Source organism: Arthrobacter sp. 10T413_2 (genome assembly GCF_056394205.1).
On record NZ_JBFTHK010000081.1, the window covers coordinates 1 to 19,058 of the forward strand.

The window sequence follows — 19,058 nt, forward strand, 5'->3', positions numbered from 1 at the left end:
GCATCACGGGGTCCTCTGACACCGGAGAAACCAGCGGCAGCGGCGCCGAGGCCCTGAACGCCGGATGAGTGCCGGACGCACTTTGAACGTGCTGGTCACGGGGGGCAGCGGGCCATCGGGAATCGCGATGGCCCGCGCCCTGCGCGAAGCGGGCCATGCGGTCTTCACGGTCGGCTCGGACGCCGCCCGGATCGAGGCCGCCGCTGCCGACGCCGGCAGCGGCGTCACGCCGCTTGTCTGCGACCTCGCCAGCCTCACCGACGTCCGCGCCTTGCGGGCGAGCGTCGCGGGCCTGGCGGGAAGCGTCGACGGCGTCATCCATCTCGTGGGCGGCTGGCGCGGCGCGAAAGGCATCACAGACCAGAGCGACGAGGACTGGGACTTCCTGGAACGCAACGCCGTCACCACGCTGCGGAACGTCAGCCGTGTCTTCTTCGATGACCTCGCGGCCTCGGACACCGGGCGCTTCGCCATGGTGTCGTCAACGGCCGTGAGCGCCCCGACAGCCGGCGGCGCCAGCTACGCCGCGGCCAAGGCCGCAGCCGAAGCCTGGACGCTGGCGGTCGCTGACGGCTTTCGGCGGGCGCAGCCCGCGATCGACGGCGCTGGAAGCACCGAGCCAACCGGCCCGGTGCAGCACGCCACCGGCCAGGACAAAACGGAACTGAGCAGCGCCGCCGTCATCTTCGTGGTGAAGGCCCTCGTTGACCCTGCCATGCGGGCCAAGGCCCCCGAGCGCAAATTCCCCGGCTTCACGGACGTCGCAGCCCTGGCGGCTGCCGCCRTCGGGCTCTTCAGCACTCCCGCCGGGGAACTGAACGGCCAGCGGTTGCTGCTCAGCCACTGAACTGCCCCCGGACTTAGCGACCGGACTTAGCCCTTGCGGGCCGACCTCTTAGACTGAAAGCGTGAGCAAAGCGATGACCAGCACAGTTGAAACTGCCCCTGCCAGCACTGCGGTGCGGCTCCATGATCCCTCCGTCCGCGGCTTCGCCTCGGACAACTACTCCGGCGTGCACCCGGAGGTCCTCGCGGCCCTGGCTGCCGCCAATGAAGGCCACCAGGTCTCCTACGGCGAGGACGAGTACACCGCCCGCCTGCAGAAGCTGATGGAAGACCACTTCGGCGACGGCATCGAGTGCTTCCCCGTTTTCAACGGCACCGGCGCCAACGTCCTGTCMCTGCAGTCGCTGCTGCCGCGCTGGGGTGCCGTGATCTGCGCCTCCACCGCCCACATCAACATGGACGAGAACGGTGCACCGGAGCGGATCGGCGGCATCAAACTCCTGCAGGTCCCCACCACGGACGGCAAGCTCACGCCTGCGCTGATCGACCAGGAAGCCTGGGGCTGGGGCGATGAGCACCGCGCCCAGCCGCTGGCCGTCTCCATCACCCAGACCACCGAGCTCGGCACGTGCTACACCCCGGAGGAGGTCCAGGCCATCGCGGAGCATGTCCACTCAAAGGGCATGAAACTGCACATGGACGGCGCCCGGCTGGCCAACGCCGCCGCGCACCTCGGCGTTCCGCTGCGGGCCTTCACCCGCGATGCCGGCGTGGACATCCTCTCCTTCGGCGGCACCAAGAACGGCCTGCTGTTCGGCGAGGTTGTCATCGCGCTGAACCCTGATGCCGCCCACGGCCTGATTTACCTGCGCAAGATGAACATGCAGCTGGCTTCGAAGATGCGCTTCATGTCAGCGCAGTTCATTGCCCTCCTCGAGGGGGATCTGTGGCTGCGGTCGGCCTCGCACGCCAATGCCATGGCCGCCCGGCTGCGCGCCGGCGTCGAGTCGATCCCCGGCGTCACGCTGAGCCAGAAGACCGAGTCCAACGGCGTCTTCGCCATCCTGCCTGCCGGTGTCGCAGACCGGCTGCGTACGTCCTTCCGCTTCTACGACTGGAATGAGGCGGCCCGTGAGGTCCGCTGGATGTGCTCCTTCGACACCACCGAGGAAGACGTTGATTCGTTCATTGCGGCCATCAAGCGCGAGCTMGCGGCTGCCTGAGCCCTGCACTGCTTCMCCTGTCCGGCGGCGAGCCTGCCSGGCAGGGGCACGGCCGTTGCATAATCTTCCATGGTGAGCTCCCTCGATCAGGTTCCGGCAGATTTCCTCTTCGCCCTGGGGACCCTTCGACAGGCTCGGTGCCGCAGCGAACTTCACCTGGACGAAATTCCGGCGCCGTCGCGGCTGGCACCGTTCGCCGTCGCCCTGGGCGCAGAAGTGATCGGCCCGKGCGAATCCGCCGGCGGCGCGGTCCACGGCCCGGCCGCCGCGGCTTTGGCGCGTGCGTCCGGCAGCGACGACGTCGAACTCGCCACCGGCCGCTTCATCCTGCTCCACGATCCCGACGGCTCGGCCGTGTGGGACKGGGAGTTCCGGATCGTCACCTACATCCGCGCCCAGCTGGAACCTGAGATGGGCAACGACGAACTCCTGGGATCGGTGGCGTGGACCTGGCTGGTCGAGGCGCTGGACAACCACCAGGCACCCTACCGMTCCGCCGGCGGCACGGCCACGAGGGTGCTCTCAGAGAGCTTTGGAACGTTGTCGGACAGGCCGGATTCGATCGACATCGAACTCCGGGCTTCCTGGACCCCCGCCACCCCGGACATCACCTCGCACCTGGAGGCGTGGTCKGACATGGTCTGCACCTTCGCCGGGCTGCCGCCCCTGCCCGAGGGTGTCACCCCCCTTCCCCGGCGCCCCCGCGGACACGCGTGAGGCGTTTATTCGGCCACGGTCACGGCCTTATACGCCATGTTGTMGGTAAACTGTAKAGACCATGACCCCTCAAAATCCGGAAATCAGCACGGCCGGCGCCGTTCACAATACGACAGAGGCCGCTGACACCACAGCCCACATCACGGTGGAAGGCTTCGACAGCCTGGTCCCTGAAGTGATCGACCTCGACGCCCCCCGTGACGGCGTGCCCCTGGTCATCGAAACCCAGTCCGGACTCGAACGCTGCGCCGCGGCCCTCGCCGCCGGCCACGGGCCCGCGGGCGTGGATGCGGAACGGGCCTCGGGCTTCCGCTACGGCCAGCGCGCCTTCCTCGTCCAGATCCGGCGCGAAGGCTCCGGCACCTGGTTGATCGATCCCGAACCGTTCGGGGACCTGAGCATCATCAATGACGCCCTGCGCGGCGTCGAATGGATCCTGCACGCCGCCAGCCAGGACCTCCCCTGCCTGTCCGAACTCGGCATGTGGCCGGACAAGCTCTTTGACACCGAGCTCGCCGCGCGGCTGGCCGGGCTGCCCCGAGTGGGCCTCGCCGCCGTGATCGAACAGCTCCTGGGCTTCGGTCTGGCCAAGGAACACTCCGCCGCCGACTGGTCCACCCGGCCGCTGCCGGAACCTTGGCTGCGCTATGCCGCCCTCGACGTCGAAGTCCTCACCGAGCTGCGCGAGGAACTCATCGAACTCCTCGTCGCGGACGGCAAACTGGAGTATGCCGAACAGGAATTCGCCGCCATCCTTGAGGCCGGGCAGGCCCCGCCGCGCGTTGACCCGTGGCGCAAGACCTCCGGGCTGCACCAGATCCGGGACCGCCGCCAGCTGGCCGCCGTCAGGGAGCTGTGGCTGGAGCGCGATTCCCTGGCCCAGAAGCGCGACGTCGCCCCCGGCCGGCTGATCCCCGACTCCGCCCTCGTTGCCGCCGCCAAGGCCATGCCCACMACGGTCCCGCAGCTGCTCGGCACCAAGGGGTTCCATGGCCGCGCCGCCCAGCGCGAGGCGCCCCGCTGGCTGCGCTGCATCGCCGCCGCCAGGGCCCTGGAAGACCTTCCCCCGCTGCACCTGCCCACCAACGCTCCCCCGCCGCCGCGCGTCTGGGCGGACCGGGACCCGGAGGCCGCCGCGCGGCTTGCCACAGCCCGCCCCAAGCTTCAGGGCAGGGCCGAGGAACTGAATCTGCCCGTGGAAAACCTCCTGACACCTGACTACCTCCGCCGGGTCGCGTGGCGTCCGCCGGCCGAACTCAGCGAGGAAGGCGTGGCCGAGGAGCTCGCGAACCTCGGAGCACGCCAGTGGCAGATCGAAATCACCGCTCCGCTCATCACCGAGGCCTTCCTGCACCCCGAGCCGCTGCCCGCTAAGGAGCCGAAAGCCTCCGCGGAGGTGCCATCCGGTTCCGCCGGATAGTCCACCCCTCACGGGAGACCTCGAACGCGGCTCCCCGCCTCCTTGCCAGCTATGTTACCGGCGAGTAACATGATGCATGATGTCGCCCGGATTCCTCCTGCCTGCGGCAAAGCCTGCACCAGGCCTTGCCGCAGGCGCGGATCCGGCACCCATGTCTCAATGAGGAGCACCACGTKAGCCCAGCCAGCACGAGCGGAACAACCAGCAACGGCAAGACCAACAGCGCGAGTCCCCGCACCGCGGGTCCCCGCACCGTCCGCGAGGTCGTCTTCGTCGACGGCGTCCGCACCCCCTTCGGCCGCGCGGGCGAAAAAGGCATTTATGCCGGCACCCGCGCCGATGACCTCGTGGTTAAGTGCATCCGCGAACTGATGCGCCGCAACCCCTCGCTTCCGGCGGAACGGATCGACGAAGTCGCGATCGCCGCCACCACCCAGACGGGCGACCAGGGCCTGACCATCGGCCGCACCGCCGCCCTGCTCGCCGGGCTCCCGCGGACCGTGCCCGGCTTTGCGATCGACCGCATGTGCGCTGGCGCCATGACCGCCGTGACCACGACGGCAAGCGGGATCGGCTTCGGCGCGTACGACGTCGTCATTGCCGGCGGCGTGGAACACATGGGCAACCACCCGATGGGCGCCGGCGCCGACCCCAACCCGCGATTCATGTCCGAGCGGCTCGTTGACCCGGCGGCCCTGAACATGGGCAACACGGCCGAGAACCTGCACGACCGCTTCCCGGCCATCACGAAGGAACGCACCGACGCCTACGCCGTCGCTTCCCAGGACAAGCTGGCCGCTGCCTACGCAAAGGACCAGATCCAACCCGACCTCGTGCCGGTGGCCACTATGAAGCCGGGTCAGGGGTGGACGGTGAACACGGTGGATGAGCCGCCGCGCCCGGGCACCACGGTTGAGGACCTCGCCGCACTGCGGACCCCGTTCCGTGCCCACGGCCGGGTCACCGCCGGCAACGCCGCCGGACTCAACGACGGCGCCACCGCCGCCCTGCTGGCCTCCGCCGACGCCGCCGAGGAACTCGGCCTGCCGGTCAGGATGCGCCTGGTGTCCTACGCCTTCGCCGGCGTCGAACCCGAGGTCATGGGCATCGGCCCGGTTCCGGCCACCGAGAAGGCACTGAAGAACGCCGGCCTCGGCATCGGGGACATCGGCCTCTTCGAGATCAACGAGGCTTTCGCCGTCCAGGTCCTCAGCTTCCTGGACCACTTCGGGATCGCCGACGACGACTCCCGCGTCAACCGCTACGGCGGCGCGATCGCCGTCGGACACCCGCTGGCGTCCTCCGGGGTCCGGCTGATGAACCAACTGGCCCGGCAGTTCGAAGAAGACCCCACGGTCCGTTTCGGCATGACCACCATGTGCATCGGCCTCGGAATGGGGGCCACCGTCATCTGGGAGAACCCCCACCACGCGGATTACGGCACCGAATACACCATCCCCGATTCCGCCACCACCACGACTGGAGCCGCAGCATGAGCGCCGCTGATTTCCGCAAGCTTGCCGATCTCTTCCCGAACGAGACGGTCACCCACTCCTACGTCCAGGACATCGAGCTCCCCGCCGTGGATGGCAAAAGCCCCGGCACCTTTGCGCTCATCACGCTGGACAATGGCCTGGAGCACTCCAAACCCACCACGCTCGGGCCCAACACCCTCGTGGAACTCGGGACGGTCCTGGAGGGGCTGAAGGAGCGCGCTGCCCGCGGCGAGATTGCCGGCGTGGGCGTTACCGGCAAGCCGTACTTCCTGGTGGCGGGCGCGGACCTGTCCACGGTCAAGTCGGTCAGCGGGCGTGAACAGGGCCTGTGGATGGCCCAACTGGGCCACGAGGTCTACTCCACCCTGGCCGGACTCGGCGTCCCCAGCTTCGCGTTCATCAACGGTCTGGCCCTGGGCGGCGGCCTGGAGATCGCGCTGCAGTCCACTTACCGKACCGTCTCCACGGGCGCCGGCGCGCTGGCGCTGCCCGAAGCCTTCATCGGGCTGATTCCGGGCTGGGGCGGGGTGTATATCCTGCCGCGGCTGATCGGGCCGGAGAACGCGCTCAAGGTCATGATCGAAAACCCGCTGAGCAACAACCGCACGCTCACGGGTCCGCAGGCCTTTGAGCTCGGCGTGGCGGACGCCATGTTCGAGCCGGCGGACTTCATTGAGCAGTCCGTCGCCTGGGCCGCGAAGGTCATTGCCGGCGCCGTGGCGCCCGAGCGGGCCAACGCCGTCGACCCCGCCGCTCCGGAGGTCGCAAGGCGCTGGGCGGCCGCCGTCGCGAAGGGCCGGGCCTTTGTCGAGGCCAAGACGTCCAATGCCTCCCCCGCGCCGGCCAAGGTCCTCGAGGTCATGGAGGCCAACCGGACCCTGACGCAGGCGCAGTCCGCCGAACTCGAGTGCGATACCCTCGCGGACCTCATGCAGACCCCCGAGTTCCGCTCGACCGTCTACGCGTTCCTGGACCTCGTGCAGCGGCGCGCGAAGCGCCCGGCCGGCGCCCCGGACCGGAAGCTTGCCCGCCCGGTGGGCAAAGTGGGCGTGGTGGGGGCGGGCCTGATGGCAAGCCAGCTCGCCCTGCTCTTCGCCCGCCAGCTCAAGGTGCCGGTGGTGATGACGGACATCGACCAGGCCCGGGTGGACAAGGGGGTTGGCTACGTGCACGCCGAGGTGGACAAGCTGCTGGCCAAGAAGCGGATCAGCCCCGACGCCGCCAACCGCACCAAGKCGCTGGTCACCGGCTCGGTGTCCAAGGAAGCCTTCGCGGACGCCGACTTCGTGATCGAGGCCGTCTTCGAGGAACTCAACGTCAAGAAGCAGGTCTTCAAGGAGGTCGAGGCGATTGTATCGCCCGAGTGCATCCTTGCGACCAAYACCTCGTCGCTGTCCGTCACGGCCATGGCCGCGGACCTCGAACACCCGGAGCGGCTCGTCGGGTTCCACTTCTTCAACCCCGTGGCAGTCATGCCGCTGCTGGAAATTGTCCGCGCACCGAAGACCGACGACGCCGTGCTGGMCACCGCCTTCGAACTCGCGAAGGGGCTGAAGAAGTCCGCCGTTCTCGTCAAGGATGCCGCCGCATTCGTGGTCAACCGCGTTCTGCTGCGCCTCATGGGCGAAGTAACCGCCGCCTTCKACGAGGGCACCCCGGCCGAGGTCGCAGACAACGCGCTGCGGCCGATGGGCCTGCCGATGACTCCCTTTGTGCTTGGCGCCATGGTGGGCCTGCCGGTGGCCCAGCACGTCCAGGAGTCGCTGCACGCGGCCTTCGGGGACCGGTTCCGGGTTTCGGCGAACCTGCAGGCGCTGATCGACAACGGCGTGAAGTCCATCTGGGCTCCGGGTGCGGACGGCAATCCCGTCATCCCGGCCGAGACCCTCGCGCTGATGTCCTTCGGCAGCAGCCCGTCCACCGCGGAGGAAGTCCTGCGCCGCACACAGGACGCCCTGGCGGAGGAAATCGGGCTCATGCTCGAGGAAGGTGTGGTGGCCGGTCCGGAGGACATCGATCTCTGCATGATCCTTGGCGCAGGCTGGCCGATGGTCCTGGGTGGCATCACCCCGTATTTGGACCGGGTGGGCGCCTCGGAGCGGGTCAACGGCAAGAAGTTCCTCGCCCCGGGCGTAGCCTCCGAGCCCGCCGCCTGACCGGCCCCGGCTCCCAGGGCCACGCAGAGCCGCCGCCGCTGTCCGCAGCTTACCCGGCTGCGGGCGGTGGCGGCGCCGTATCAAGGCCTCCTGTGCCGGCCGGAACAGCCACAGCGACGCGGCGGAAGTGTCGACCGGCAGAGGGCCGCCAGACAAGGACCGCAGGAACCAGGCCGGCGATGAGCGGCAGACCCTGGGTGGAGACCGTCAGGAGGATCCCTGACAGCACGCCGCCCGGGGTGGCCGGATTCTCGGCGGATAAGGACGCTAAACCGGCGAGCGTGGCCAGTACGACGAGGGCAAGGCCCGCCAGCGGAATAAGGGTCACGATGGGCCGAACGAACGGCTTTCCGCGGCGKACCGCCCTGGCACAGGCGAGGTCTGCAGCCGCCACCGAGGCAAGCGTCAACCAAAGCACCAGCGCCGGAGTCGTGTTTCCGCCTGAACCAATACTTCCCGCAAGGAGGACCAGCCCCAGCACCGCCTGCAGAGCGGCAACAACGCCGGCGACGACCAGGATCCAGACCGATGCCACCACCGTTGGTGGCACGCGGTAGGGCGGCGGCTCCCAACCGGCTGACGTTTCCAGCGTCTGCGCAGCGCAGCGCGTGAACTAGGCGCTGGCTGCCGGCAGCCACATCAGTACCGTGGCCACGACCGCAACCACACCCATCGCACSGATGGGAGACAGCAGAACGTCCCGCCATGGCACTTCGCCGGCTGACGGAACGCCACGGGCGACGAAGAGCGCCGGAAGGACCACCGGATACGCCGACAGGACGATGCGTGCCAGCCGGCGGCCCCGTCTCAGGAGCAGGGCGAACACAGCACCGGCCACAAACGCGGCCGCACTGGCAACGCTAAGCGCCAGGGCCGGGAGGTACGTCTCCGGGGCGACCATCCCGCCGAAGGCCAGGATCATAAGCAACCCCATCAGTGTCCAGAGGGTTCCTACTGCCCCGATCACCAGCCATATCCCGGACGAAATCGTCAGGACGGCCGGGACTGCCGCACTCGTGGTCGGGGCGGCGTCCGGTGTGGTGGTCATGGCCCAATGCTCGGCTACTGGCCGGCCGCCCGGTAGGGTCACAAGCCCCCGCCCGTCAGAGCTCCCGCAGGCTCCCGCCGTCGAGCTCAAGGATCCGGTGCGCGGTGGCGCGGGCGTAGGCGAGGTCGTGGGTGACCATGACGGCGGCGGTCCCCCGCGCCGCCGCGGCCTCGACGGCCCTGCCGAGCCGTTCGAGTCCAGGCCGGTCCAGCCCCACGGTGGGCTCGTCCAGGGCCAGCACAGCCGGTTCGCGGGCCAGGACCGTGGCCAGGGCGAGCAGCCGCTGCTGTGAGGCGGACAGTTCGGCCGGGTGGACCGCCCCGGCAGCGGTGGAAAGCCCGACGGCGGCCAGCRCCGCCCGTGCCCTGTCCTCGGCTTCGGCTTTGCCGAAGAGCTGCCGGAGGCCGAATGCGGCTTCCCGCAGGACAGTCCGTTCGAAKAGCTGGTCCCGGGGGTGCTGGAACAGCAGGCCCACCGAGGCCGCGACCGTTCCCACGGGCACCCCGGCGATGCTGCGTCCGCAGACCCGGACGTCTCCTTCCGCGGGCCGCAGCAGTCCATTGAAGTGCCGCAGGAGCGTCGATTTGCCGGCGCCGTTGGGACCGGTCACGGCGATGATCTCGCCCGGTCGAACGGCGAGGTCCACGTCCCGCAGGACCCGTTGCCGGGGACCGATCCCACGCCGCCGCGGGTCCTGGCCGTAGCCGAACCCGACGCCGCGTAGTTCAAGGCATGGTTCGGGCGTMGCCGGCCCGGGGCCCGGTACCGCGGGAGGCACCGGGGCTGGACCGGGGACTGCTGCAACGTCAGGAAGGAGAACTCCGGGCACAAGCACCCCGGCGTGCTCCAGCTCGGCCGAGCCGATCAGCTGTGCCGGCGCCCCCGCGGCGGTGACGGTCCCGGCGTCGAGGACGGTCCAGTGCGTGGCTTCGCCGGCAAGCCGGTCCGCCGCCTGGCTCAGCAGGACGACGCCGGTGCCGGTGGCACAGAGTCCGCGGATCAGCTCCTCGATCCGCGCGGACCCGGCCGCATCCAGGGAAGCCATCGGCTCGTCAAGGATGAGCATGTCCGGTTCCGCGATGACCGCGCAGCCCACCGCGAGCCGACGCAGCTCTCCGCCGGAGAGCGTGGCCGGGTCGCGGTCCAGTAGCCCGGACAGGCCGGTCCGCGTGGCGGTGCGTTCGACTGCGCGGAGCATGTCCGCCCGTGGCGTCGCACKGAGTTCCAGGCCGAAGGCCAGCTCCTCGGCGACTGTGGCGCGCACCGTGGAAAGCATCGAGGCGGCGTCCTGCGGGACGAATGCCACGCGGCGGGACCATTCGGCCGGGTTGATCCGCGGGTCGTCGGGCGCGCCGTGGAAATCCAGCCGGGTGCCGTCGAGCTCGAGGCTGCCGCGGAATTCCCCCGCGTGGCCGGCGCGCAGCCAGGCTGCCAGCAGTTTTCCGAGCGTGGACTTTCCGCTCCCGGAGCCGCCCAGGACGGCGGTCAGGGAGCCGGGCGTGACCGAGAGAGTTGCATCGCGCAGCGCCGGCTGACTCTCGCCATKAAACGTGAAGGCATCAATCCGCGCCCGGAGCGCCGTGCGGGTGGCCGCCGTCACKACAGCCCTCCGGCAGGCCAGGAGACAACGAGCCGAGCGGCGACKGCTGCGGCAGCGAGCACGAATGCGGCGGCCCGGAAGAGCCTCTGGGCAGGCGGGTCGGCGACGTCGCGGTAACTGGTGCGGGGTCCCGGGCTGCCGAACCCGCGGGCCTCGAGCGCCTGGGCGCGGCTGCCGGCGTCGTCCATCAGCGCCAGAACCAGCGGAATCATCTGCAGGCGCAGCGCGCCGGCGCGCGACCACAGCCCGCCGCGGATCACCATCCCGCGCGTTTCCTGGGCCTGGCGGATCCGGTCCAGGCGGCCCGCGACGGCAGGCAGGAGGGTCAGGGTGGAGGCCAGGACGAACCCGAACTGCGGCGGGATCCGGCGGGCCGAGACGGCCGAGACGAGGTCCGGAACGCTCACCGTGAAGGAAAAGAGGAGGAACACCAGGACGCAGGCGGCGGTCCGGGTTCCGAGCTCCAGCGCGAATCGCAGGCCCTCGGCGGTGACCCGCGCCGGTCCCCACTCAGCGAGGACAGTGTGGCCTTCGGGGAAGAAGAGACCGTGCAGMACCAGCAAGGACAGGAACAGGGGCACCAGGATCACCGCCGCGGCGGACAGGACCCGCCCCGCGACTCCACGGCGCACCGCGAGGACCGCCGCGGCGAGTCCGACGGCGACGGACAACGGCCAGCTGGCTGCCGCCGTCGTGATGACGGCAGTACAGGCCGCCGCAGTCAGCGCGGTGAAGGGGTGAAGGCGCAGGGTCATAGGATCAGGGCCGCAGTGTCACAGCATCACGGCTCAGGCGTCGGGCGCCGACGGGGCTTTGCCGGCGAGTACGCGGAAGCGCCGCACGAAGGGGAACTGGAACGTGGTGCGGCGGGGCAGGGCGTAGGCCAGCAGCGCCGCGATGGTGAAGACGATCGCTTTGTCCATGGGGTCCGAAATCAGGGCCTGCTTGGTGATGGCGGCCAGGAGGGTGTCCCCCATGGAGCGGAAAGCGCTGACAATCGCACCGGTGCCGAGGCCGKACGTGCCGCCAAAGACGAACGCGGCGATCGGGGCGGAGACGACGCCGGCGAGGATGCCGGTGATGAAGCCGGCCACGGGTGCGAGGTAGAAGCGGCGGAACAGGCCGACGCGGGCAGCCATGCCGGCGAGGAAGCCGATGAGGGCGGCGCCGGCGGCGAACGGCAGGACCGTGGGGTTGAAGAAGGACCAGACGATGCTGCTCAGCGCGCCCGTGGCGGCGCCGGCGGCGGGGCCGGCGAGGACGCCGATCAGCACGGTGMCGATCGCGTCGATGTAGAACGGCAGGCCGGTGCTGCCCATGAGCTGTCCGAGGACCACGTTCAGGACAAGTGCCACGGGGATGAGGACCAGAGTGGAGGTGGGAAGGACCGGCAGGACGGCGACAATCAGCAGCACAGCGCCGAGCAAGAAGCCCCCGAGGGCCACGAGCGCGGAGAAGCTTGCCGGGCCGTTGGCAATGTCAGCGGGCTGGGTCAGCACCAGGAAGACGTAGGTGGCGGCGATGGATGCGGCGCCGGCGATTTCGAGCAGGMGGCGACCGCGGCCGGCCGCCTGTCCAGGGTCCGTGACAGTAAGGGCTGGCTGTGACATGGGAGGTGTTCCTTTGGGTGGGTGCGACAACATCCGCCTCATGTCACCTCGGCGCAGCTACCATCCTAGCGATCCGCGGACCCGCACGGGAACCCACTGGCGGCCCCGTCTCAGGCGGAACGCCTCAGGCGCCCGGCGACCGCGCACCCACGGCGCGTCCAAGGGCACCAATTGAGGAAATCAGTTCGTCGAAGCAGTGCTCGGGGTTGTTGTCGGACACAATCCTGGCGTTGGGCGGCAGCCCCCACAGCCCGCGGAAGTCTGCCACCGTGGTGCCGATCAGCAGCGGAGAGTCCGTTTCGACGTCGACCGTGGCCGGGCGGGTCGTGAACGGTGTGCGCCCCGCGGCAACGCACGCCGCGAAGGCGTCGTGCACGTGCGCCACATAGCCTTGGTCGTAGAGGCGGTGGAATTCGAAGTAGAAGCGCAGGGCGTCGGACAGGCAGGCGACGAGCGGGTTCCCGGACGGGCTGCGCAGGCCCTCCGGCTGCTCCGGGAGGACCAGTTCAGGTTCCGGCGCGCCTGCGGCCTCGCTCAAGCGCCGCAAGTGCTCCGGTTGCATCTCGATCCGCTCGGTGGTCTCCAGCGCACAGACGATCGGCAGCTTGTCCTCGGGCAGTCCGCGGTAAGCKGCGAACACTTCCTTGGCGGCGTGCGGGTCCACCGAGGTGTTCCATTCGGCCGTCGGGGTGGTGTTGCCCTGGTAGTAGTAACTGCCGCCCATGATCACGAGCCCCTTGAGCAGCCGAGGGAGCTCCGGTTCGCGGCGCAGGGCGAGGGCAAAGTTGGTCAGCGGGCCGGTGATCAGTCCGGTGATCTCCCCCGGATGTGCCCGCACCTCCTCCAYCCAGACGTCGACGGCGTGCCGCGCCGAGATCTGCTGGACCGGCGGCGGCAGCTCGGMGTAGCCGATCCCCTGCGGCCCGTGGGTCTCCTCGGTGGTGACCAGCGGGATCTCCAGCGGAACCTCGGCGCCGATGGCCACCTCGATGCCTTGGCGGCCGCACAGCTCCAGCAGGGCAAGGTTGTTCAACGCCACCTGCCGCGCCCCGACGTTCCCTGCGGTGCAGGTGATGGCCTGGAGCCGGACGTCGGGCCGGGACAGCAGATAAACCAGGGCCAGCGCGTCGTCGATCCCGGTGTCGACGTCCATGAGGATCGATTTGGTCGCTGGAAGACCGTCCGGCAAGCTGCCCCCGGTCCGACGGTTCAGGGTCGGATTATTCGGGGTCGGGTTATTCAGTGCCGGATCGCTCGAGGCTTGATTGGTCAGAACAGTGCCACCTTGGGCGTGCGCGGGAAGAGGTCATCCAGCTCGGCGAGTTCGGCAGGGCTTGGCTTCCAGGCCACGGCGGCGGCGTTCTGGCGCACCTGCTCCGGCGTGGTGGCGCYGGCGATGACGCTGCTGACGGACGGCTGCGCGGCCAGCCAGGAGAACGCGACCTGGACCTCGGTGAGACCGCGCGCGGCGGCAAAGTCGCCGAAGGCACCCAGCTGTTCCCAGTCGGCGTCGTTCACCAGGTTGGTGCGGGTGTGGCTGAGCCGGGAGCCCTCAGGGGCGCGGCCGGCGGAGTACTTGCCGGTCAGCAGGCCGTTGGCGAGCGGGAAGTACGGCAGGACGCCCAGCCCGTAGGCCTCGGCGGCGGGGGTCACCTCAAGCTCCGCACGGCGGTCCAGCAGGTTGTAATGGTTCTGGCTGGAGATGAAGCGTACTCCCCCGCGGGCACGGGCCACGAACTCGGCCTCGGCGATCTGCCAGCCGGCCCGGTTGGAGTGACCGATGTAGCGGACCTTGCMGCTGGTCACGAGGTCTTCGAGGGCCGAGAGCGTCTCATCGATGGGCGTCAGCGGGTCCGGGGTGTGGAACTGGTAGAGGTCGATCCAGTCCGTACCGAGCCGGCGCAGCGAGGATTCCGCGGCCTTGATGATGTAGCGGCGGGATCCGCGGGCGCCGAAGTCCTCGCCGTTGGCGCCACGCATGTCCATGCCGAACTTCGTGCCGATCACGGCGTCGTCCCGGCGCGGGCCCAGGGCCCTGCCCAGCATCGTCTCGCTGAGTCCCGGTTCCCGGCCGTAGCTGTCCGCGACGTCGAAGAAGGTGATCCCGGCGTCCAGGGCGGCATGCACGACCGCGTCCGTGCCCTCCTGCGATTCCGTCACGGTCCCGGGCCGGCCCAGGTTGTTGCAGCCAAGTCCCACGACCGAGACGGATAGTCCGGAATTTCCCACACGGCGGTATTCAGTCATGGATTTACCCTATAACGGCCGGTCGGGCGTCCCGTCCAAYGCCGCCGTCACGGCTATCCCGCGGGCAGCTCCAGTCCGTGCTCGTCCATGGCGTCCTGGAGCTGCGCGAGGGTGCGCGGGCAGACGCCCGGCATCCCGGCAAGCCGGCGCCGGCCAAGCTCCACGAGATGCTCGAGGGTTTCCACCCCGGCGTGCGCGAGCGACTTGCGCGCCGGCGCCGCCAGTCCCGCGGGGAGCGGTGTGCTGCCTGGTTGAGAGGATCTTMGCGTCATTGCGTTGCCTTTCAGTCGGTTGCCCCCAAACTGATGCGAGCCGTGCAGGGCTCCTTGCCGGTGTTGGCTAGAGCGTGAAGCTGCTGGCCGGCTTCGGTGAGTGTTTGAGCTTGAAGGYCTCCTCGCCAAACGGCGCGGCCCCAATGCTCAGCTTGGTGAAGTCCAGGTCCTCGYCCCGGATGCACACCTTGATGGCGTTGACCGTCTTGTTGACGTCCGGGGTGAGGCAGAAGATGTTGAGCCGGCCATCTGAAAACTCGCTCCGGTCCACGATCCCCAGGCCCCGCCAGGCCAGATGGCTGATGAGGGCATCCTTGGCCTTCTCCTCGAGGTACTTGTCGCGGCTGGTCCCCTCCTTGGTCTTCAGCGCGTACTGGGCCACCACCCAGAACTRTTCCTCGTCCKGAATTTCGGCGTAGCCGTCCTCGGCGCACTGCACCGCGAAGGCGTCCATGAGGCGCTCGGCAACTTCGGCGTCCTCGACGTCGGTCTCGTCGGTTTTGCTTTGGTGCCCGACGACGCCGTGGTTCATCACAAACTGGCTGTAGTCCTCGTCAAACCAGGCCTCCCTGAACTGCAGGGTGCCCTCTTCGTCGCGTTTGTAAACCCGGATAATTCCACTCATATGCCAGTTCCTTCCTGGGCCGCACGGCGCCGCCAAGGGTGGGGCCGCACGGGGTAGTGCTCAACAGACGTGCTGGCTACAGCAGCGGCAGGCTGCCGGTGCTGGGGTGTTCGTGGCCGGGCAAGGGACGCGCGAACGGCACCTTGGTGCCCAGGACCTGGGCGACGACGTCGTGCGTGATCTGCTGGGCGGTCAGCCCAACGCGCTCGAGGACCTGTTTTCKGGTGCCGTGATCGAGGAATTCGACGSGGAGGCCGACCTCGTTGAGGGCCGTGTCCACTCCGGCGGCGCGCATCTCCTGGCGGATCCGCGAGCCGACACCGCCGGCGCGCACACCGTCCTCGATGCAGATGACCAGGCGGTGGTGCGCGGCGAGGTCGATGATGGACCGCCGGACCGGGAGGACCCAGCGGGGATCCACCACCGTGGAGCTGATCCCMTGGGCGCCGAGCCGGTTAGAGACGTCCAGCGCGAGTTCGGACATGGCGCCGACGCTCACGATCAAGACGTCGTTCTCCGTGGAACCTGCGGGGCGGCGGGCCAGCACATCGACGCCGTCGGCCAGGCGTTCGAGCGCCTCGACCTCGGCGCCGACGCTGCCCTTGGAGTAGCGGATCACGCTGGGGGCGTCTTCGATGGCCACGGCCTCGCGCAGTTCCTCCCGCAGCCGGGTGGCGTCGCGGGGTGCAGCKAGGTGGAGGCCGGGGACGATCTGGACCATGGCCATGTCCCACATGCCGTGGTGGCTCGCGCCGTCCGGCCCGGTGACCCCGGCCCGGTCCAGGACGATCGTGACGCCTGCTTTGTGCAGGGCCACGTCCATCAGCAGCTGGTCGAAGGCACGGTTCAGGAACGTTGCGTAGACGGCGACCACCGGGTGCAGTCCCCCGAACGCCATGCCGGCCGCCGAGGTGAGGGCGTGCTGCTCGGCGATGCCGACATCGAACACGCGGTCCGGGTGCCGGGCGGCGAACTTGTGCAGCCCGACCGGGATCAGCATGGCCCCGGTGATGCCGACGATGTCCTGGCGCTCGTCGGCGATGTCGGCGATCTCATCGGCGAACACGGCGGTCCATGACTTGGCGCCACCGGCCTCGGCGGGTGCGCCGGTCTCCGGGTCGATGATCCCGACCGCATGGAACTGGTCGGCTTCGTGGGCGCGGGCCGGGGCGTAGCCATGACCCTTTTCCGTCATGGCGTGCACGATCACGGGCCCGGCATAGTTCTTCGCCGTGGAGAGGGCGTTTTCCATGGCCTGGAGGTTGTGGCCGTCCACCGGACCGATGTACTTCATRCCGAGGTCCTCGAACATGCCCTGCGGAGCCCACCAGTCCTTGAGGCCCTTCTTCATGGCGTGCAGGCTCTTGTAGGTGAACTGTCCTGCGGGGCCGCCGTTCTGCAGCCTGCGCTTCCACCATTCGAGCGTGCCTTCGTAGGCGGGGGCGGCGCGGAGGGAATCGATGGTGGGACGCAAKGATGCAAGGTAGTCGGCGAACCCGCCGACGGTCGGGGCGTAGGAGCGTCCGTTGTCGTTGACCACAATGACGACGCGGCGCTTCTTGTCCGCCGCGATGTTGTTGAGGGCCTCCCAGGCCATGCCGCCGGTCAGGGCACCGTCGCCCACCACGGCGACGACGAAGCGGTCGCCGTCGCCGGTMAATTGCCGGGCGCGGGAGATGCCGTCGGCCCAGGACAGCGACGAGGACGCGTGCGAGCTTTCGACGATGTCGTGCTCGGATTCTCCACGGTCCGGGTAGCCCGAGAGGCCGCCCTGCTGGCGGAGGGTGCTGAAATCCTGCCGGCCGGTGAGGAGTTTGTGGACGTAGGACTGGTGGCCTGTGTCAAAGACAATGCTGTCGCGGGGGGAATCKAAGATCCGGTGTACCGCGATGGTGAGCTCGACKACGCCGAGGTTCGGGCCCAGGTGCCCTCCCGTCTGGGAGACGTTGCCGATCAGGAAATCCCTGACCTCGGCTGCCAGCTGATCCAGCTGCGCCCCGGACAACTTACTCAGGTCCTGCGGATTCCGGATGGTGTCCAAGATTCCCAACGGCCCCTCCTTCGGGTGGTAGACATGCCTTTTAACTCTAACGCCTCCGGGGAACGCCCGCCGCCGGACCGGCGCAGGAACACCGAAGGAACGCAGAAGCCCCGGCCGGTCAATGACCGGCCGGGGCCGCTACTGCTGTTCCTCCCGGCGGGAGGACCTCCCCTAGTTCGCGGAGATCTGGCGCAGCACGTACTGCAGGATGCCGCCGTTGCGGTAGTAGTCCGCTTCGCCCGGGGTATCGATGCGCAGGACCRCGTCGAAGGACGTGACGGAACCGTCCTCGGCCGTGGCGGTGACCTTGAGCGTCTTGGGCGTGGTGCCTTCGTTCAGGGCGGTGACGCCCTCAACCGCGTAGGTTTCCGTGCCGGTCAGGCCCAGGCTGGCAGCGTTCTGGCCGGCCGGGTACTGCAGCGGCAGGACGCCCATGCCGATCAGGTTGGAGCGGTGGATACGCTCGTAGCTCTCGGCAACAACAGCCTTGACGCCCAGCAGTGCCGTGCCCTTGGCTGCCCAGTCACGGGACGAGCCGGAGCCGTACTCCTTGCCGGCCAGGACCACCAGCGGGGTGCCGGCGGCCTGKTAGTTCTGCGCGGCGTCGTAGACGTAGGCCTGCGGCCCGTCGGCCTGGGTGAAGTCGCGGGTGAAGCCGCCCTCGACGCCGTCCAGGAGCTGGTTCTTGATGCGGATGTTCGCGAACGTGCCGCGGATCATGACCTCGTGGTTGCCACGGCGTGAGCCGTAGGAGTTGAAGTCCTTGCGCTCCACACCGTTGGCCAGCAGGTACTGTCCKGCCGGGGTGTCCGACTTGAAGGAACCGGCCGGGGAGATGTKGTCCGTGGTGACGGAGTCGCCGAGCTTGAGCAGCACGCGCGCACCGGTGATGTCCTGGACCGGCTCCGGCTGGGCCTTCATGCCCTCGAAGTACGGGGGCTTCCGGACATACGTGGACTTCTCGTCCCAGGCGAAGGTGTCGCCGGCCGGGGTGGAGAGTGCCTTCCAGCGGTCGTCACCTTCGAAGACGCCTTCGTAGCCGCGGGCAAACATTTCCTTGTCGATCGAGGAATCGATAACCTGCTGGACCTCGACCGGGTTCGGCCAGATGTCCTTCAGGAAGACGTCGTTGCCGGCCTCGTCCTGGCCCAGGGCATCGTTGTCGAAGTCGAAGTCCATGGTGCCGGCCAGGGCGTAGGCGATGACCAGCGGCGGGGAGGCCAGGTAGTTMATCTTCACGTCCGGGTTGATCCGGCCTTCGAAGTTGCGGTTACCGGAGAGCACGGCGGTGACCGAAAGATCGTTGGCCTGGATGGCTTCGGAGATCTCGGCGTCCAGCGGACCCGAGTTGCCGATGCAGGTGGCGCAGCCGTAGCCGACGATGTAGAAGCCGAGCTTCTCCAGGTACGGGGTCAGGCCCGACTTGTTGTAGTAGTCGGTGACAACCTTCGAACCGGGAGCGACGGAAGTCTTGACCCACGGCTTGGAGGTCAGGCCCTTGTCGACGGCGTTGCGGGCCAACAGTGCGGCGGCCAGCATCACGGACGGGTTGGACGTGTTGGTGCAGGACGTGATCGAGGCGATCGAGACTGCGCCGTGGTCCAGTTCGAACTCGCGGCCGTCGGCGGTCGTGACGCTGACTTTGTTGGACGGGCGTCCGTTGGACTTCGGGCCGTGGGCGTGYGGGRCCTGGTCCGTGACGTGGCTTGCCGAGCCCGTGAAGGACGGCGAGTCGGACGCCGGGAAGCTCTCGTCGATTGCTTCGTCGACGCTTCCGCCGGCGAGGTCTTCCTTCACGTAGTTGCGCAGGTCCTCGC

General features: G+C 68.9%; 17 protein-coding genes. 6 read left to right on the forward strand and 11 right to left on the reverse strand.

Annotation, left to right across the window (positions count from 1 at the left end):
* Positions 1-64 precede the first annotated feature (64 nt).
* The 6 genes from AC1DBQ_RS13605 (at position 65) to AC1DBQ_RS13630 (ending at position 7,798) form a co-directional block, all read left to right on the forward strand.
* A complete protein-coding gene (locus tag AC1DBQ_RS13605) occupies positions 65-847 on the forward strand; it encodes an SDR family NAD(P)-dependent oxidoreductase (RefSeq protein ID WP_476929009.1) in 783 nt (260 codons plus the stop codon).
* Positions 848-920: 73 nt separating this feature from the next.
* Positions 921-2,009: a threonine aldolase family protein gene (locus tag AC1DBQ_RS13610; protein WP_476929010.1), complete on the forward strand. Its 1,089-nt coding sequence runs from the start codon at positions 921-923 to the stop codon at positions 2,007-2,009.
* A gap of 69 nt (positions 2,010-2,078) precedes the next feature.
* Positions 2,079-2,726 (forward strand): DUF3000 domain-containing protein, encoded by a 648-nt coding sequence (locus tag AC1DBQ_RS13615; protein WP_476929011.1) that lies wholly within the window; start codon positions 2,079-2,081, stop codon positions 2,724-2,726.
* A 61-nt stretch (positions 2,727-2,787) separates the two neighbouring features.
* Complete coding sequence (locus AC1DBQ_RS13620) at positions 2,788-4,146, forward strand: HRDC domain-containing protein (RefSeq protein WP_476929012.1); 1,359 nt, start codon at positions 2,788-2,790, stop codon at positions 4,144-4,146.
* A 125-nt stretch (positions 4,147-4,271) separates the two neighbouring features.
* Complete coding sequence (locus AC1DBQ_RS13625) at positions 4,272-5,642, forward strand: thiolase family protein (RefSeq protein ID WP_476929013.1); 1,371 nt, start codon at positions 4,272-4,274, stop codon at positions 5,640-5,642.
* The gene (locus AC1DBQ_RS13630; protein WP_476929014.1) at positions 5,639-7,798 is read left to right on the forward strand and encodes a 3-hydroxyacyl-CoA dehydrogenase NAD-binding domain-containing protein; all 2,160 of its coding nucleotides are present in this window, start codon (positions 5,639-5,641) and stop codon (positions 7,796-7,798) included. The genes AC1DBQ_RS13625 and AC1DBQ_RS13630 overlap by 4 nt, the downstream gene beginning before the upstream one ends.
* Before the next feature lie 49 nt (positions 7,799-7,847).
* On the opposite strand, the gene AC1DBQ_RS13635 is transcribed toward AC1DBQ_RS13630, so the two are convergent.
* From AC1DBQ_RS13635 to acnA, 11 genes are all read right to left on the reverse strand, one after another.
* The gene (locus tag AC1DBQ_RS13635; RefSeq protein WP_476929015.1) at positions 7,848-8,336 is read right to left on the reverse strand and encodes a hypothetical protein; all 489 of its coding nucleotides are present in this window, start codon (positions 8,334-8,336) and stop codon (positions 7,848-7,850) included.
* A gap of 75 nt (positions 8,337-8,411) precedes the next feature.
* Positions 8,412-8,846 (reverse strand): hypothetical protein, encoded by a 435-nt coding sequence (locus AC1DBQ_RS13640; protein ID WP_476929016.1) that lies wholly within the window; start codon positions 8,844-8,846, stop codon positions 8,412-8,414.
* A gap of 55 nt (positions 8,847-8,901) precedes the next feature.
* Positions 8,902-10,446 carry an ABC transporter ATP-binding protein gene (locus AC1DBQ_RS13645; protein WP_476929017.1) on the reverse strand — a complete coding sequence of 515 codons (1,545 nt, stop codon included), beginning with the start codon at positions 10,444-10,446 and terminating at the stop codon, positions 8,902-8,904.
* The gene (locus tag AC1DBQ_RS13650; protein WP_476929018.1) at positions 10,443-11,201 is read right to left on the reverse strand and encodes an energy-coupling factor transporter transmembrane component T; all 759 of its coding nucleotides are present in this window, start codon (positions 11,199-11,201) and stop codon (positions 10,443-10,445) included. Before AC1DBQ_RS13650 ends, AC1DBQ_RS13645 begins: the two co-directional genes overlap by 4 nt.
* 33 nt (positions 11,202-11,234) lie before the next feature.
* A complete protein-coding gene (locus tag AC1DBQ_RS13655; protein WP_476929019.1) occupies positions 11,235-12,056 on the reverse strand; it encodes an ECF transporter S component in 822 nt (273 codons plus the stop codon).
* 124 nt (positions 12,057-12,180) lie between these two features.
* Entirely contained in the window at positions 12,181-13,209 is a 1,029-nt protein-coding gene (locus tag AC1DBQ_RS13660) for a nucleoside hydrolase (RefSeq protein WP_476929020.1), read from the reverse strand.
* Positions 13,210-13,325: 116 nt separating this feature from the next.
* Complete coding sequence (locus AC1DBQ_RS13665) at positions 13,326-14,303, reverse strand: aldo/keto reductase (RefSeq protein WP_476929021.1); 978 nt, start codon at positions 14,301-14,303, stop codon at positions 13,326-13,328.
* Positions 14,304-14,356: 53 nt separating this feature from the next.
* The gene (locus tag AC1DBQ_RS13670) at positions 14,357-14,575 is read right to left on the reverse strand and encodes a helix-hairpin-helix domain-containing protein (protein ID WP_476929022.1); all 219 of its coding nucleotides are present in this window, start codon (positions 14,573-14,575) and stop codon (positions 14,357-14,359) included.
* A 67-nt stretch (positions 14,576-14,642) separates the two neighbouring features.
* The gene (locus AC1DBQ_RS13675) at positions 14,643-15,200 is read right to left on the reverse strand and encodes a hypothetical protein (RefSeq protein WP_476929023.1); all 558 of its coding nucleotides are present in this window, start codon (positions 15,198-15,200) and stop codon (positions 14,643-14,645) included.
* 76 nt (positions 15,201-15,276) lie between these two features.
* The gene (dxs, locus tag AC1DBQ_RS13680) at positions 15,277-17,250 is read right to left on the reverse strand and encodes a 1-deoxy-D-xylulose-5-phosphate synthase (protein WP_476929024.1); all 1,974 of its coding nucleotides are present in this window, start codon (positions 17,248-17,250) and stop codon (positions 15,277-15,279) included.
* A gap of 162 nt (positions 17,251-17,412) precedes the next feature.
* On the reverse strand, positions 17,413-19,058 hold a 1,646-nt coding region (gene acnA / locus AC1DBQ_RS13685), incomplete at its 5' end, for an aconitate hydratase AcnA (protein WP_476929025.1).